The sequence below is a fragment of the Candidatus Sarmatiella mevalonica genome, from assembly GCF_016751895.1.
In the GTDB taxonomy this organism is placed as follows: Bacteria; Pseudomonadota; Alphaproteobacteria; order Rickettsiales; family Rickettsiaceae; genus Sarmatiella; species Sarmatiella mevalonica.
The window spans coordinates 1-15065 of record NZ_JACVVM010000028.1 but is presented as its reverse complement, the minus strand read 5'-3'; the positions used below and the strand labels follow the sequence as shown (position 1 = coordinate 15065).

Below are 15065 nucleotides of genomic sequence, written 5' to 3'. Positions count from 1 at the left end.
GCGATATTGATGCTTTGGACTAACTAATTGATTTAAACTTACCATTGTAATTTGATGCGCTGAAGACATTTGAAAACCTCGTTCTTTTGAGATTTATTATAACAAAAATTACCTCATCTCGCAACGGTCCCCTATTGCATATATCATCAAACATTCTTACTCTAACGCTAACAAATCTAATGATCACACTAAATCTCTTGTATCATGCTAGCACATCAATCTGTTAAAGGTTTTATTTGGAAAAAATATGGAGAGCTAGAGTTATCCAGAGTCGATTCTGGCCAAAGTTCCTATGTAGATCTGATAGAAAAATGGGTGAACTACTTTGGTATAAGTTATTTTCTCGCTCAACTACTTGCCCCTAAAATTAGGGATACTAATAGTATGCTTGATGTACAAAATTTTTTAGATCCTAAGCTAAAAAATCTCATGCCAACCCCAATGAGTTTTCTTGACACTCAAAAAGGCATAGAGCGTCTTGCAGCAGCAATCCAACGTAAAGAAAAAATAATTATTTTTGCAGACTATGATGTAGACGGGGCTACATCTTGCGCCTTACTCTCTCTTTTTCTACGCCAGATTGGCTATTGCGTGGAATTCTACATTCCTAACCGCATAGAGCATGGCTATGGTTTTACAGTGGGCGCGTTTGAAGATTGCTATAAAATACATAAACCACAGCTTATAATCACATTAGATTGCGGCACCACTTCTTGTCTCGCAATCAGTTATGCTAAAGACTTTTTAGTTGATGTGATAGTAATAGACCATCATCTAAGCCCAGATATACCCAAAAACGCGGTAGCAACCATTAATCCAAATAGGGCAGACGAAAATACGCAATATACTTATCTGGCAGCAGTAGGAGTGACTTTTTACTTTCTTTTTAGCTTTGTATACGCTGCTCGCAAAACCATTAACTACTCAACAAGCAAGACTGTCAACGCTATGCATTCTAGCAATCGAGTGACTTTAGACTGTGAGCACGAATTATTGCGCAGAGTCGCCTCGGTAGACTTAATGCGATATCTTGATATTGTTGCTTTGGGTACAGTGTGTGACGTAATGCAATTAATTGGAGTGAATAGAGCTTTTGTAAAGCATGGCTTGAAACAAATTCGAAACAAAGAGTCTGGTAATAAGGGAATTAAAGCCTTACTAGCGCAATATCAAGAGCAAGCTAGCGTTTATCATCTAGGGTTTATTGTCGGGCCTAGAATTAACGCCGGCGGAAGAGTAAGCGATGCTTCTTTAGGAGCTAGGCTCTTGTTAGAGGAAGATGATGAACAAATTACGAGCTTGAGCAAAGAACTAGAATTAGCCAACCAAAGACGCCAACTGATAGAAGAAAATTATTTAGCGGAAGCTATGGAAATAGCCAGTCAAAAGGCTATGAATAATAACGTAGTGTTTGTGTATGGCAATTGGCATGAGGGAGTGATAGGTATTATAGCATCTCGCCTCAAAGACAGATTAGAAAAGCCAGTTATTGTAGGCACTATCATCGCCCCACCCAAAACCAACATTAATGCAGATCATGAACTTGCAGCAAGCGCGAAGAACGACGAAATAATCAAAGCATCTTGTCGCTCCACTGCTTATGTGGATTTGGGCAAAATTATTATCGAGGCCAAAAATGCTGGAATATTAATTGGCGGAGGCGGACATGCAATGGCGGCGGGGCTAACTATTAGCGCAAGTAAGGTGAAGGAATTTGAGGAATTTTTAGCCTCTCATAGCTTGGCGCGTAATGGAAGAGAGATGGAGCTAGCTAATAGAGAGAAGTTTTATGTAGATGAGCTAAGCATCAGTAGTTTAAATTCCCATCTAATATTAGATATAGAGAAATTAGAGCCATATGGTAATGGTAACGGTGAGCCAATATTTTTAATCTCCGATCTATTTGTAACGCAAGGCAGGGTGGTAGGCAAAAAGCATATCAGCTGTATATTAATTTCAGCCCATAACTCCAAATCTGTACGTAGTATAGCGTTTAATGCAGCAAACTCTGAGATGGGACGTATTTTGATGAATCCAACAAACTCAACCATTTCGGTGCTTGCTAATGTGAAAATGAATGAATGGAATGGTCGTAAAACTTGGCAACTCGTCATTCATGATTTATATTGCTAGAGAATATATCGCGATGAATATAGTAAACCACCTTGCATTAGGTAAAGAGATATGGTATTGTTAAAGGAAAAATGTCAACAAAACCATATAGTGAAAATTTGATAAAAAGAGTAGTAAGTTATATCCAAAAAGACAAAACACAAAAGAAGCATCCAAAGTTTTTGGAATACACAACAATACGGTAAGTAGATGGTACAAAAAAATTGAAGTATTTGTAAAAAATAATCCCAACGCCAAGCTAGAAGTCATAGATAATAGATTTGGAATAAGCCCTTGGCATTCCACTAGAGTGTTAAATTTTATCTATAAAAAGGTTTTACCTATGTGAAAGAGTGAAGAGATCGTCTGCTAAAAAGAGCGATAAATATTATCAAAGAACAAACATTATAGCTGGTTATGTTAATCACGCATCAATAGCACCAGTATTTAACGGTTCTTGCAATACAAAATTATTTGAAACTTGGTTGAGGAGTTTTTGATAAAAGAACTGCAACCTGGTCAAGTAGTGATCATGGATAATGCTGCATTTCATAAATCTCGAAAGACTAAGGTTCTACCACCTTATTCACAAGACCTAAATCCGATAGAAAAATTTTAGACTAATATGAAACGATGGATTAAAGATAGCATTACTGAATTTTAGCATTACTGAATTTACTCATTTGTATGGCGCCTTACAGCACTTCTTTATCTCACCCAATGCAAGGTGATTTACTATATTAGAGATATTAGAGAATTCATAAAGATATGATTAAAATGATTGTTGGTCTTGGCAACCCCGGTGCAAGCTACGCGCATAACAGACATAACGCCGGTTTTATTTTTATAGATCATCTAGCTTCCACTCGCTTTGCAACATTCGAGATAAAAAAGAAACTCAAATCGGAGTTGTGCGATATTGTTATACACTCTAGTAGAGCAACTCAAGCGCCTTGCAATATCATGTTACTAAAACCCACATCATATATGAATCTTTCTGGACAAGCAGTTATTGCTAACATGAGCGCTTTGAAATTAAAACCTGAGCAAATATTGGTCGTATATGACGAAGTGGAGCTAGAGTTGGGCAAAGTACGTTTTAAATTGGGTGGTGGTAGCGCGGGACATAATGGCATTAGGTCTATCGATCAAGCAATAGGTCGAGAATATTTTAGACTAAAAATCGGTATTGGCGGACGAGAGCGCGAAGGATTAAACGAATTAAGTGATTACGTATTAGGAAATTTTTCGCACAATCAGAGGCAACAACTTGATTTGATTTGTTCCAATTTAATAGAACGCATGGATGAGATAGTTAATAAAACATTTCCGCAAGATAAGTGCGTTCAATTATATAAGGATTAGAGCTATTATAGCTAAGATCTGCTAAAGAAGTTATGTATTATAAGAATAAATTACGCTAAAATGTTTGTTAAAACTAAAAAAAATAAGAACCAGATTTGAATCCTATTAGGAAAAAATGGTGCAAACTAAGAATATACTACGAACTACAAATTGTTCGATTGACCAAGTCTTCAATACATATCTGCGACCTTTTGATATGATCTTAGTTATATATTATAGCATTTGCGTTAAAAAATATTTTTAGGCGAGCTAGAGTTCCATAAAGTTCTATAAAGATCACTACTATATATTAATTCTTGATGAGTACCTTGCGCCTCAATTCTGCCACCAGCAAATACAAAAATTTGATCCATATCCAAAATAGTAGACAGTCTATGAGCTATTACTATTACTGTTTTATCTTGCATCAGAAAATGTAGAGATTGCTGTATTAGAGCCTCCGTTCTGCTATCAAGGCTACTAGTAGCTTCGTCTAAAATTAAAATCGGAGCGTTTTTCAGTATCGCTCTTGCTATAATAATTCTCTGTCTCTGTCCGCCAGAAAGCCCCCCGCCTCTTTCTCCCACCACCGTGTGATAGCCTTCCGGCAATAACTCAATGAAGTCATGCGCATGAGCCAGCCTGGCAGCCTCTACAGCTTCCTTATCGGAGGCGTTCTGATTACCATATCGAATGTTCTCCATAACGGTTCTATGAAAAAGTATTGGCTCTTGAGGGATAAAGCTGATATTCTTTCTTAAAGAAGAAACCGATACTTTGCTTATATCTTGTCCATCTATCAAAATCGCTCCTTCTTGGATAGGATAAATTTTAGCTATTAAATTCACAAAAGTAGTTTTACCAGAGCCGGAAAAGCCAATTAAGCCCACTTTCTTCTTACCCTCTATCACTAGCGACTTGTTGTTGAACAAGCTATGCGATCCATAATTAAAAGTGACATTTTTAAAAATAATTTCCCCTTCAGTAACGCATAGCGAATCTTGCACTTCCTTGCTATTTGCGTCATCATCATTGATTAAGGATACGCTCTGCTTAAAAGAGCCTGTTTCCTCAAATAAATCCCCTATCTCTTGAGTAATATCCCATACATCATCTAGCACGGCAACAATAAGACTGAGCACTAACACACAGTCACCTGTAGTGATGAGCTTTTGCAACCGTAAATTAAATAAATAATAAATCATTAAGGCGATCATAACTGCGCAAACTGTACCTAGCACAGCTCTCAGCTTTAACATAAATACGCACATGTCTTTATGGCTGGTAACCATAGGATCTAAATAACGCAATAAATATCGCCTTTCAAATTTTTGCGAGGTAAACATGCGAATAACTGGCATATTGCTAATAGCATCTACTATTCTACCAGCCACCATAGCATTATTTTTAGCAAACACAGAAGAGTAGTTATTGATTTTTTTTGCAAAAATTATATTCAATAAAATAAAAATGAACATCCATATGCAAAAGATTATTGTAATTTGCGCATTTACGTAAGACATTACCAATACACCGCAAATAATAACGCATAGCTTTCTCACTATTTTCTCCGCAACTATGCAGTATATTACTTCAAAGGACCTCGCTGCTTCCGTAATCCTATTCGTAATACCTCCAACTAGTTTAGATTGGAAGAAAGATTGATCATAAAATTGTATGGTATTATACATACTCTCGATAATCTTGCTTTTAAGCACTGGAAAGGTATTTAAATATACATAATCATTCAACCTTTCCAATAAGTTCAATCCACCCCACCAAAAACCATACAACATCACAAAATGCATCACATCTACGGCGTAGCTACTATCAATGAATTCAATCTGCGTAAATTGATCAGTTATACTTTTAAGTAATAAACTATCAATGCTGGGTACTAATCCGCTTAAAGAGTTAAGAAAGATAAGTAGAATAATTCTCCACTTCTCTAAGTGCGCAAAAGATAAAAATAACTGTAGTGCAGATTTCGGATTGTGCATAGAATTTGTTATTTTTTTAAAAGATGCAAGCATTAGACCTCTTTTCGAAACTCACTCATGACGAGCAAGTGCAATGAGTGAATGCAAGTGCAAAACTTCGAGCGCACATAGAGTACGTGAGGGTTTCGAATTGGAGCGACGCGCGCATTGCCATCAGGAGCAAAGTTTCGAAAAGAGGTTTATTATGTTATTGATTTTCGCAGTATTAAGTATCAAATTAATAATATCTCGGAAAACTAAAAAACCGATGTAAGATCGTGCCTATAAGATGGAATGATTTTAATATATTTTTTGCCAAAACACAACCATTTACAGATGCATTTTATAAAAAAAATCTAAGGTGTAGACCAAACAACAATTTATTCTCTAAGTAATTCTATGGGATTAATCTGTACTGCTTTATAAGCTGGATAAAATGTGGAGATGAGACAGAGAAGCAAAGAGAATATGGAGATGTGCAAAACATTGGTTAGATCTAGATCGCACGGCAGATTATATAAAAAGTAAATTACTGCATCAAAGAGCTCGGTACCAGTAATTCTTTCTAAGAAAAGACGAATGTTATTAATGTTACTAGCAAATAAACATCCTAATGCCACGCCGCAAGTTACACCAAACAAACCGCTAATCATACCATTTACAATAAAGACCATCATAATTTGTTGGTTGCTTGCGCCCAATGTTTTTAAAACTGCAATATCCTTTGCCTTACTCTGCACCAACATAAAGAGGCTAGCAATAATATTAAATGCAGCCACTACTATGATAAGAGACAGAATACAAAACATAGATATCCTCTCTACCTGCAGTGCATGCAAGAATTGCGCATTATTATCTTGCCATGTTGATATAGAAATGTCTGATAATGTTTCAATAGACCCTTGCAACTGCTCCCGCTCTATTGGCTTTTGAGCGCGAGAGTGTGTCTGCATTAATTCTTCTTGCAGCACACGCCGCAGAACAACAAAAGATTCGCGCAATATACTTTGCAACTCATAAGTATTTTCACGATTTGCCAAATGCACTTCTATTAAATTTAAAGCGTGAGAGCGACGGGACGCATCGTCCTTGGCGTAAAGTTTGTTTGATAAAAACAAAGAGGCATTTTCACAGGAAGTGAGTATAGTGAATAAATCGTAGTCATACATACCGCTATTAAATATAGCAACTACAGTAAATTCTTTATATCTGGGTATCATGCCAATCGCAGTAGAGCAGGCATTAGTTGAGATTAACTTCACTCTATCCCCAACACCTAATTGTAGTTTGTGCGCTAGTTGTACGCCCAATGCCACCGTAGCTGGGTGAGATAACTCGACTAAATCACCACCTTGCAAACCATCTAGAATTTTTTGCTTTTTCTTTAAATGCTCAAAGCTGATACCTCTGATAATTACTCCGCAATTATCATTTTCGCCTATCGCTAACCCCTTGCCTTGCATCATAGGTAGGGCGTAGCAATCATGAGTTTTGCACACCTGCTCCACCGTTTGTAATAGGCCAGATTCGTAGTCAATAACTTTATTATTACTGCTAATTTGTATATCACCATTTAAACCTATGACGGAATCGCTAAATTCTCTATGAAACCCCTTCATCACCGCCATTACTACAATTAACGTTGCCACGCCTATCATTACACCAATTAGGGCAAAAATAGAGATGATCGATATTACTTTATCGTTTTTTTTTGACGAGAAGTAACGCAAGGCAATTTTAAAAACTATAAACTGCGATGGTGAGAGCATGAAAATATTTAATGAGTTTTGGGAAGGGGTAGCTATGAATAGGTGCAGTAGTTCATAATCCTTGGCACTTATAAGCTTAACAGGAGTGCGAAACTAAATCAAGATTAGACCTCTTTCCTAACTCTACTCCCGATGGCAACTGTGGCGACGCTGTCGATGCGCAAGTCCTCACGTACTTCATGTACGCTGCGGCTCTGTGCTTCGTATACTCCTCGCATTTGCTCTTAATTGAGCGAGTTTCGAAAGAGGTCTATTGATGTACATATAGATCTAATCTTTTAAAGGCACACCAAAGTTAAGAAGTTTATAAGGGAAGTTTTGAGTATTCAAGTATAAGCTCAAATTTTGAGCGGTTTCTTCGATATTGGAAATGAGGTTATTGCGCGCGACAGCGCTACGCCCCGCTTTCCAGACATGTTCTTGGAGATTTTCCTCTGGTGAGTAGGATGGAAAGTAAATGATTTCTATTTGCTATCTTCTTTGATAAAGTCTTGGGCGGTTGATCCTCGATGCCATCCAGCACCATCCCAAAAAACATAAGACTTCTTCGGAAACTATCATTTTTGTAATTCAATATTGTAAATAGCAGATATTTATTAGCTACGATTTTAAATCGTTTAATCATGCCAATAACATTTTCACTAGCTACTCTTTATCTTGCAAGTTCTCGATTTTTCTTTTTGCCCTCATTTGTTAAAGGATTTTTCTTCGTCTTTTTTTGGCAACTCAGATTTATTATGAAACCTCGTATTCCTTGATATTTAGTATCAGTAACAACCTTTATTGCAGAATATATCTTGGTTTTTGATTCTTTAAATAACCTAAAATCATGACGTTTGCCATTTGAAAATGCCGTACAAATCACTTGTTTGGTTTTCTTGTTTATTATAATTTGACTTTTTAAAGCATGCTTTTTTCTGAATAAAATTGCTTTTGTTTATTGTTACGATTTTTAATACGTTTCTTATTCTTTACTCTTTTTTTGAGCGCTCTATAGGTGTTTCCGTTGCGGATATTAATACAACTTCATACTCCATGTCACTTTTAAGTAAAGTTTTACGACCTGATAGAAGGATGTTTGATCAGCGTATCTTCTATCCACCTAATTGTATCTTATGTTGTGCTTTCTTACTTCATAACTTTAGCTTACATGAAATATTCACGGATGTACTTAAGGGCCATAAGAAGACGACCTTCTATACTAAACTTACTTTGATAAATATTTACCGTCGATTTATGTCTTTTGTACATTTCCATCGGCAAACTTCATTATCAGATTTAGCAACAGAACAAGCACACAGAAAAAAAGATACACTAGCGTAAAATTACTCTGCAGTTTTGATGCAAAAAACACTATCAAAGATGCGATTGCATAATACAAACCACTCACAACCGAAGCTACAGTCGCCTTCTTTGTTTTGCTCTTACTCGGGTTAGCATTTTTAATTAAAATTGGCATGAGCGCGCCATGTAAATAAAAATGCAAAGCTGTGGCGAGTATATAAAACCATATATTATGATTGCCATACATAATCGCGGCGCTAATTAACGCCATTACAGCAAACATGCAGGCTAAACTGGATGTAATAATTTTAAATTCCACTATAGTTTTGCGAGTTTTTTTGATAGTAAAATTACCAAAGCCATGAGCTATAGTAAGAAAAAACAATATATATCCTACAACAGAAGTATTCCAGTCTGTATAATAATTTAGTAAAATCGGAGTCACGATATTAATGCTAAACAATATGCCACTCATCACCCCTATAAATAACGAATTGCGAATAATTTCTAAATTAAATATTATTCCCTTATATAGTTTAAAAAACGCCCAACATTTTGCGAAGAATTTTTGATATACTCCACTCTCCATACTCTGTTCAACATGCTGCTTGCATATTTCTTGATGCTCTATCACATCCTTTAAATTTGTTTCTGGCAATTTAAATAGAAACAATATGAGTATCACGAATGAAATAAAAAAAACTATCAAAAAAAGAGAATGCCAATTTAAATATTCTATCATATACCCCGTAAAGATAGCGAAGATTGCTGGTGTGAGGGTAATATATAGTGCTGTTTGCGCATAAGCTCTAATTAAATCCTTTTCCTCATAGGTTTCGCGCACAATAGTTTGCGTTATAGAAGAGCCGACACTCGCTCCCACGGCCAATATAAATCGTGCTAATAAGAAGGTATGGAAATTTGCTGCATAAATCGCTAATGGAATGGAGATGCAATATAGCAATACCCCAAACAACACCACTGTACGCCTACCATATTTATCTGAAATGGGCGAAAGAATGATTATGCCAAGCGTAAACCCGATGAAATATACGGTATTACCCTTCTGCGCAGCAACTAAGCTTTGCTCAAAGCTTTCGGCAATCTGCGGGAGCGCGATGTTATATATAATATTGGATACTGGCGCAACAGATACCAAATAGCAGATCATCCATTCTTTTAACTCAGTAGGAGATCTGAAATTTTTAATTTTACGAATTATATAGTGCATTGCAAATAAATGCTCCGGGTTGAGTTATTGATCAATCAATTATATATAATTATTTATCTTTAAACAGCAAAAAAATTATTTTTTTACGTTAGTAGTTGCAACGACCTGACCATCAAAAAATTCTAATATTAACTTTTTTTCCCCAACGATATCCTTGCTCGAAGTGATGATTTGCTCATCTTGCTCGCCCCGCACAATCACAAATCCTCTTTGTAAAATCTTCTGGTAATCCAGCGCAGAGAAAACGTCACTGAGATTCTGTATTTTATTATTCCATGCTAGCCATTGCGCCTCAAAAATAGTATTTAGTTTTTGAGCTATAACTTCAAGTTTCATCTTCTTGCCGTCTACAGAAAGCGTCAATAATCTATCATTCAACACCACCTTGTTTATCGCAATGGTTTTTTGATACAAAGTACTTTGAACGTAATGCTCCAGCTTCTGTTCCAGTCTATCAACTCTCTGTTGATACTCATTTAAAAATGAATCAATAGATAAATCTACACCTTTCACTTGCGCACTGCGCAAATTTATAATCATTTCCAGTTGCAATATAAGCGAATGATTGAGTTTATATATCGTTTCTCGCAGATCTTTTAAAACTGGGGTAACAAATTCAGCTGCCGCAGTGGGGGTTGGAGCGCGCACATCCGCCACTAAATCGAGTAATGTGTAGTCTGTCTCGTGCCCTATGGCAGATATTATGGGGATATTAGATGCAAAAGTCGCTAATACTAAAGCTTCATCATTAAAAGGCCATAACTCCTCTATAGACCCGCCTCCTCTTGCTATAATTAGCACGTCTGGTCTTTGCCCAGCAGGTAAGTTATTAAAATATTGCACGGCTTCAATTACGCATGGCGCGGTTTGCTCGCCCTGTACCGGCACAGAATATAGGCAAATTTTAGTAGGGAATCTTTGCATAATGCGATGCTTGATATCCTCTATTACGCTACCCTTGCTAGAGGTGATAACTCCAATAATATTAGAGATGAACGGAATAGGTTTTTTGTGTTCTGGTGCAAAAACCCCTTGCGCTTGTAGTTTGGTTTTGCGCTCTTCTAATAGCTGCATCCAATAACCAACGCCCGATGGGTCAATTAAATTCACATCCAATTGATATTCGGAAGAGTCAGAGTAAGTGGTAACCTTTCCTATTAACGAGACTTCATCGCCACTCTTGGGATGGAATTTCAGCTTCGCCCAATTCCCCTTCCAACATACGCAGCTAATTAATGCCTTTTGATCTTTTAACTTAAAGTATACATGTCCTGAGCTAGCAATTTTGAGGTTTGACACCTCGCCGCGCACGCGCACATAACTAAAATATTGCACGAGAACGTTTTTAATACTGTTAGATAGCTGTGTAACAGACAATTCCGTGAGCTCTGATAAGGCTTGCGATATTTTCATTTTTTAATAACCTATAGCTTGACATCAAAGGTTGTGTATGATACGATTTTCTCTGTCTTTTGCATTCTTAGCTCAGCTGGATAGAGCAACAGATTTCTAATCTGTAGGTCATAGGTTCGAATCCTATAGAATGCACCATTAGCGCCTCACGACGCTTCGTTCTCGCGCTCACTCTTTCGAGCTTTCAACTCCCTTTTTCACCACCTTTTATTTATAACGCCTTCGGTTAGTGTTATTCGCTTCGGTTAGCTTTGTTTCCAAATCTTTATTATAAAATACAATATCACTCCTATAAAAGCCGTGATGGCAGAAAATGAGATTTGGTAATAGTGCGATAAAGTAAGACCAACGCAAGATGTAGCTAATCCTATAACGAACGTGAACATTATCATACCCAGTGGACTTTTGCTTATAAAACGAGCAGTAAGCGCTGGCGTAATGAGCATGCTACTAGTGAGCAGAGCGCCAAGAAATTGCAGAGCAATGCATATTGCTGCGGTTAAATTAATTAAAAAACATAAATCTTGCGCTACTCTACGCCAATTTGCAATTTGTAAAGCGCAGCTTGGATCTATCGCCATCATCAATAGTTTTTTATAGCAAAAACCAAAAAATAATAGAGTAAAGACGCTCAGTGCAAAAATTAATGGCATGTATTCACTGGATGCGTGCTGAAAGTCGCCAAACAGAATATCCTCTAATTCGTGCGAGCACTCATTACCCTTTCCGATTATAAGAAGCGCGCAGGCTAGAAAAAAACATGACAGAAGTAATAAATTAGGAGAGCTATCTAGTTTATGTTGCTCATATGTTTTTTGCATCAAATAGAAGGAGCAGGCGAATAATAAAATAAACACCGGCCAAACCAGCTCAATTTTAAGTAAATACACTGAGCTGATGGTTGTGGCTAGCAATGAGGCATGAGATATTGCATCTGCTAAGTAACTATACCTACGCCACAAACTCATAGCTCCTAAGGGTGCGAAAGTAAGATGTAAAAAGAAAAGAGAAATGAGAGCGGTGATCATAAAAAAAAATATTGATTGTTTATAACACTAGCTCTGTTACCCAAGACATACTTATGTTTCTATATGTGCGAGAGTCGTTAGTAGTTATTGATGCCATTATCGATGATCGTATTGCCCCTACCCTGAGTATTCAGCTCTTTCTCCATATACTCTTTCATGTTTTGTTCTTGCTGATGATCAACTGGCACGAATTCGTCAGCTCCATCGCTCAGCTTTGGTCCATCCTGAGTGCCTGACTTCTTTTTTTCGTTCTTCTTTTTTTGCTGTACCTTTTCTATCTTCTCAGCTTTCTTTGATTGTTCATAAGCTTTCTGTTGCCTAGTGAACTCAGGGCGCTCTAATTGATAGTGAGGGGGTTCTACGAGAGACTTATAAGTGGTGACCTGATATTCATTAGGCATTTCTCGCTTCAAGACTGAATTCTTTTTAGCACATGCACTTAAACAAACTAGAGATAGGATGGCGAATATTGCGCAAATCTTTTTCATTATCTTCTACCTTTTAAATTATTTTATTAATCAATTATTAATCAATTTTTATTTTATTGACACCTAGACTGTATAATTCTTATTAATCTATTTATCAGAACAAATCAACGGTATATAGAATTTACATGCATTGTTCGTCTAGAGCACACAGAGCTATCTGCACAGCATTCAATGCCGCACCTTTACGAATGTTATCACAAACTATCCACAAATCCAAGCTGTTTTCGGCATTTACTCTAAGGCGCGAAACAAAAGCATAATCTGTACCGCTCACTTCTACGGGGGTTTTGTATTCTGCACTATACATAATGCCCTTACTATTAGATAATAACTCCTCTATTTTATCTTTGGTAATGTTAGATGAGTTATCAAATTGCACATGCAAACAGATAGAGTGAGACGTAAACACTGGCACCCTCACGGCCGTTACAGACAGCTCTAAGGATGGAATATTCATAATTTTTTTAATTTCTTGTTTTATCTTCTGTTCTTCTGCATAATCACCATCATCGCACATCTCACCTATCTGTGGAAAAAGATTAAAGGCGATTTGTTTAGGAAAGATGTTAGCTTGATTCAGTATTTTGCAAGTACTGGCACCTTCGCATATTTCTTTTGTTTGATTACGCAGCTCATCCACGCCGCTCTTGCCCGCGCCCGAAACCGATTGGTAGGTTGCTATCACTATTTTTGTAATTTGAGCAATTTGCGCTAATGGTTTTAAAGTTAATATTACTGGAATTGCCGTACAATTTGGCGTGCATATCAAATTTGCATTGCGTATCAAATCTCCATTCACTTCTGGTACAACTAGAGTTGCAGATGGGCTCATACGAAAAAAATCAGATTTATCAATTACCTTGCAACCAGCGTTAAGCGCTATTGGTACATAATATTGCGAAATGCTTGCGGGAGTACAAAAAAACACTAACTCATATTCATGAAAATTAATATCAGATATATCTAATACCTTCATTCTCTGCTTATTACGCAATTCTATTTCGCGGTTTTCAGGACCGCGCGAAGCAAAGGCATGCAATATTTTAAATGGTAAATTTTGCTCATATATTATATTAAGCGTTTCTAGTCCTGTCGCCCCAGTTGCTCCAATTACCGCTATTTTCATAAATAATTAAATCAAATTTGTGATGTGAGAACCGCTAATGATGTGGGTATGAAAATGAAACACAGATTGCCCCGATTTATACCCCTTATTGGTAATTAATCTATAACTATCTAGCTCTAGCATGTCAACGATATGAGTAATTGCTTTAAAATAAGAAACAATCTCAATCTCAGTGGCTTGTTCAATAAATTCTTGATAGTCTGCCACATATTTCTTAGGAATTACTAAAATATGCGTTGGTGCTACGGGCGCAATATCTTTAAAAGCCAAAACAAACTGATCTTCGTAGATTTTTTCTACCGGTAGTTCATTACGCAGAATTTTTGCGAATGGATTCTTATCATCATACATATGGTTTCAATTAAAATTAGTAATTAATTTTTATTTTTTTTAATCATCAGTAATCACCGCTCAGATTCTAGCATAGGTATTAAAATAAGCAAAATGCAAGAGTATTTTGTACTAACCTGAATATTGCATCAAAAGAGGAAGACAAAACCCTTGTAAAGCAGTATAATATTGTTACTGAAGCACTATTATCCAAAAGATTTTACCATGACAAATTAGACCTCTTGCGTAAGTATTTAATTAACAATTAGCCAATGTGAAGGGTGAAGAAGGTTGTTCGTGATTATTAGACCTCTTTCCTAACTCTACTCCTGATGGCAACTGTGGCGACGCTGTCGATGCGCAAGTCCTCACGTACTTCATGTACGCTGCGGCTCTGTGTTTCCTATACTCCTCGCATTTGCTCTTAATTGAGCGAGTTTCGAAAGAGGTCTAATATTAAACTTTAGATTATAGCCCCTACGCTTATTGCGATATCTATGAGATAAAATACGAAAATTCTTTAGCTCTGCAATAATATTCTCAACCTTGATCCGCCTCTTAGAGACAATATGGTTGTATTTCTTTTGCCAGTAAGTTAAAGGCTTTTTCTTTGTTTTCTTAATAGGAGTTTTAGCATTATTATGTTTTTTCTTTAAGCCCTGATAGCCAGAATCAGCATAAACCCTTGTTCCAATAGGTAAAGAATCATCAGCTTTATGAATTTTAAAATCATGATCCCTGTCTTTATATGATTTCGAAACATTGCGAATTTGTCCAAATGAATTTACCCTTATTTCTGTTTTAAACGTATACTTCCTTTTCTTGCCTGAAAAATATTCCCTCTGTTTTTTGATAGGCTTTTCTATTATTTGCTCAGTAACATCAATTAGCTGGGCCGCCTCTTCGTAACTTAATTCTCGATTCTTCTCAATTGCAACTAGACCAGCCATAAGCGGCTCTA

Annotated in this window: 12 protein-coding genes, 1 tRNA gene and 2 pseudogenes; 4 read left to right on the top strand and 11 right to left on the bottom strand. The window is 36.6% G+C overall.

Features of this window, described 5'->3' with window-relative positions; translation table 11 throughout:
• Positions 1-204: 204 nt before the first annotated feature.
• The 3 genes and pseudogenes from recJ to pth all read left to right on the top strand — a co-directional run bounded on the left by recJ (position 205) and on the right by pth (position 3477).
• Positions 205-2133, top strand: coding sequence for a single-stranded-DNA-specific exonuclease RecJ (gene recJ, locus Sarmat_RS03370; protein ID WP_202149426.1), 1929 nt, complete (start codon positions 205-207; stop codon positions 2131-2133).
• A gap of 466 nt (positions 2134-2599) precedes the next feature.
• A pseudogene (locus Sarmat_RS07075) lies at positions 2600-2731 on the top strand (IS630 family transposase); the annotation flags it as partial.
• A 149-nt stretch (positions 2732-2880) separates the two neighbouring features.
• A complete protein-coding gene (gene pth / locus Sarmat_RS03360; protein WP_202149425.1) occupies positions 2881-3477 on the top strand; it encodes an aminoacyl-tRNA hydrolase in 597 nt (198 codons plus the stop codon).
• Between the two features lie 227 nt (positions 3478-3704).
• On the opposite strand, the gene Sarmat_RS03355 is transcribed toward pth, so the two are convergent.
• The 5 genes and pseudogenes from Sarmat_RS03355 to xseA all read right to left on the bottom strand — a co-directional run bounded on the left by Sarmat_RS03355 (position 3705) and on the right by xseA (position 11132).
• Positions 3705-5489: an ABC transporter ATP-binding protein gene (locus Sarmat_RS03355; protein WP_244127117.1), complete on the bottom strand. Its 1785-nt coding sequence runs from the start codon at positions 5487-5489 to the stop codon at positions 3705-3707.
• A gap of 326 nt (positions 5490-5815) precedes the next feature.
• Entirely contained in the window at positions 5816-7204 is a 1389-nt protein-coding gene (locus tag Sarmat_RS03350) for an FtsX-like permease family protein (RefSeq protein WP_202149424.1), read from the bottom strand.
• 589 nt (positions 7205-7793) lie between these two features.
• Positions 7794-8311: pseudogene (locus tag Sarmat_RS06845) on the bottom strand (transposase family protein); the annotation flags it as partial.
• A 127-nt stretch (positions 8312-8438) separates the two neighbouring features.
• Positions 8439-9719, bottom strand: coding sequence for an MFS transporter (locus Sarmat_RS03340; protein WP_202149423.1), 1281 nt, complete (start codon positions 9717-9719; stop codon positions 8439-8441).
• Positions 9720-9794: 75 nt separating this feature from the next.
• Entirely contained in the window at positions 9795-11132 is a 1338-nt protein-coding gene (gene xseA, locus Sarmat_RS03335) for an exodeoxyribonuclease VII large subunit (RefSeq protein WP_202149422.1), read from the bottom strand.
• A gap of 61 nt (positions 11133-11193) precedes the next feature.
• Between xseA and Sarmat_RS03330 the strand changes: the two genes are divergently transcribed.
• Positions 11194-11270, top strand: a tRNA-Arg gene (locus Sarmat_RS03330).
• 107 nt (positions 11271-11377) lie between these two features.
• Here Sarmat_RS03330 and Sarmat_RS03325 read toward each other — a convergent pair.
• The 6 genes from Sarmat_RS03325 to Sarmat_RS03305 all read right to left on the bottom strand — a co-directional run.
• A complete protein-coding gene (locus tag Sarmat_RS03325) occupies positions 11378-12160 on the bottom strand; it encodes a metal ABC transporter permease (protein ID WP_202149421.1) in 783 nt (260 codons plus the stop codon).
• Positions 12161-12237: 77 nt separating this feature from the next.
• Complete coding sequence (locus Sarmat_RS03320; protein ID WP_202149420.1) at positions 12238-12561, bottom strand: DUF3035 domain-containing protein; 324 nt, start codon at positions 12559-12561, stop codon at positions 12238-12240.
• Positions 12562-12769: 208 nt separating this feature from the next.
• Positions 12770-13774, bottom strand: a complete 1005-nt coding sequence (locus Sarmat_RS03315; RefSeq protein ID WP_202149419.1) for an aspartate-semialdehyde dehydrogenase — start codon at positions 13772-13774, stop codon at positions 12770-12772.
• 6 nt (positions 13775-13780) lie between these two features.
• Positions 13781-14125 carry an HIT domain-containing protein gene (locus Sarmat_RS03310; protein ID WP_202149418.1) on the bottom strand — a complete coding sequence of 115 codons (345 nt, stop codon included), beginning with the start codon at positions 14123-14125 and terminating at the stop codon, positions 13781-13783.
• Positions 14126-14362: 237 nt separating this feature from the next.
• Positions 14363-14485: a hypothetical protein gene (locus Sarmat_RS07070; RefSeq protein WP_279611745.1), complete on the bottom strand. Its 123-nt coding sequence runs from the start codon at positions 14483-14485 to the stop codon at positions 14363-14365.
• Positions 14482-15065 (bottom strand): transposase family protein (locus tag Sarmat_RS03305; protein ID WP_207187033.1); only part of this gene is annotated, 584 nt, incomplete at its 5' end. The genes Sarmat_RS03305 and Sarmat_RS07070, both read right to left, overlap by 4 nt.

Coding starts and splice junctions, on each gene's coding strand:
- Sarmat_RS03325 (WP_202149421.1), bottom strand. CDS start 12,160: ATGATCACCGCTCTCATTTCTCTTTTCTTTTTACATCTTACTTTCGCA.
- recJ (WP_202149426.1), top strand. CDS start 205: ATGCTAGCACATCAATCTGTTAAAGGTTTTATTTGGAAAAAATATGGA.
- Sarmat_RS03355 (WP_244127117.1), bottom strand. CDS start 5,489: ATGCTTGCATCTTTTAAAAAAATAACAAATTCTATGCACAATCCGAAA.
- Sarmat_RS03320 (WP_202149420.1), bottom strand. CDS start 12,561: ATGCCTAATGAATATCAGGTCACCACTTATAAGTCTCTCGTAGAACCC.
- Sarmat_RS07070 (WP_279611745.1), bottom strand. CDS start 14,485: ATGAAGTACGTGAGGACTTGCGCATCGACAGCGTCGCCACAGTTGCCA.
- xseA (WP_202149422.1), bottom strand. CDS start 11,132: ATGAAAATATCGCAAGCCTTATCAGAGCTCACGGAATTGTCTGTTACA.
- Sarmat_RS03350 (WP_202149424.1), bottom strand. CDS start 7,204: ATGCTCTCACCATCGCAGTTTATAGTTTTTAAAATTGCCTTGCGTTAC.
- Sarmat_RS03315 (WP_202149419.1), bottom strand. CDS start 13,774: ATGAAAATAGCGGTAATTGGAGCAACTGGGGCGACAGGACTAGAAACG.
- pth (WP_202149425.1), top strand. CDS start 2,881: ATGATTAAAATGATTGTTGGTCTTGGCAACCCCGGTGCAAGCTACGCG.
- Sarmat_RS03310 (WP_202149418.1), bottom strand. CDS start 14,125: ATGTATGATGATAAGAATCCATTCGCAAAAATTCTGCGTAATGAACTA.
- Sarmat_RS03340 (WP_202149423.1), bottom strand. CDS start 9,719: ATGCACTATATAATTCGTAAAATTAAAAATTTCAGATCTCCTACTGAG.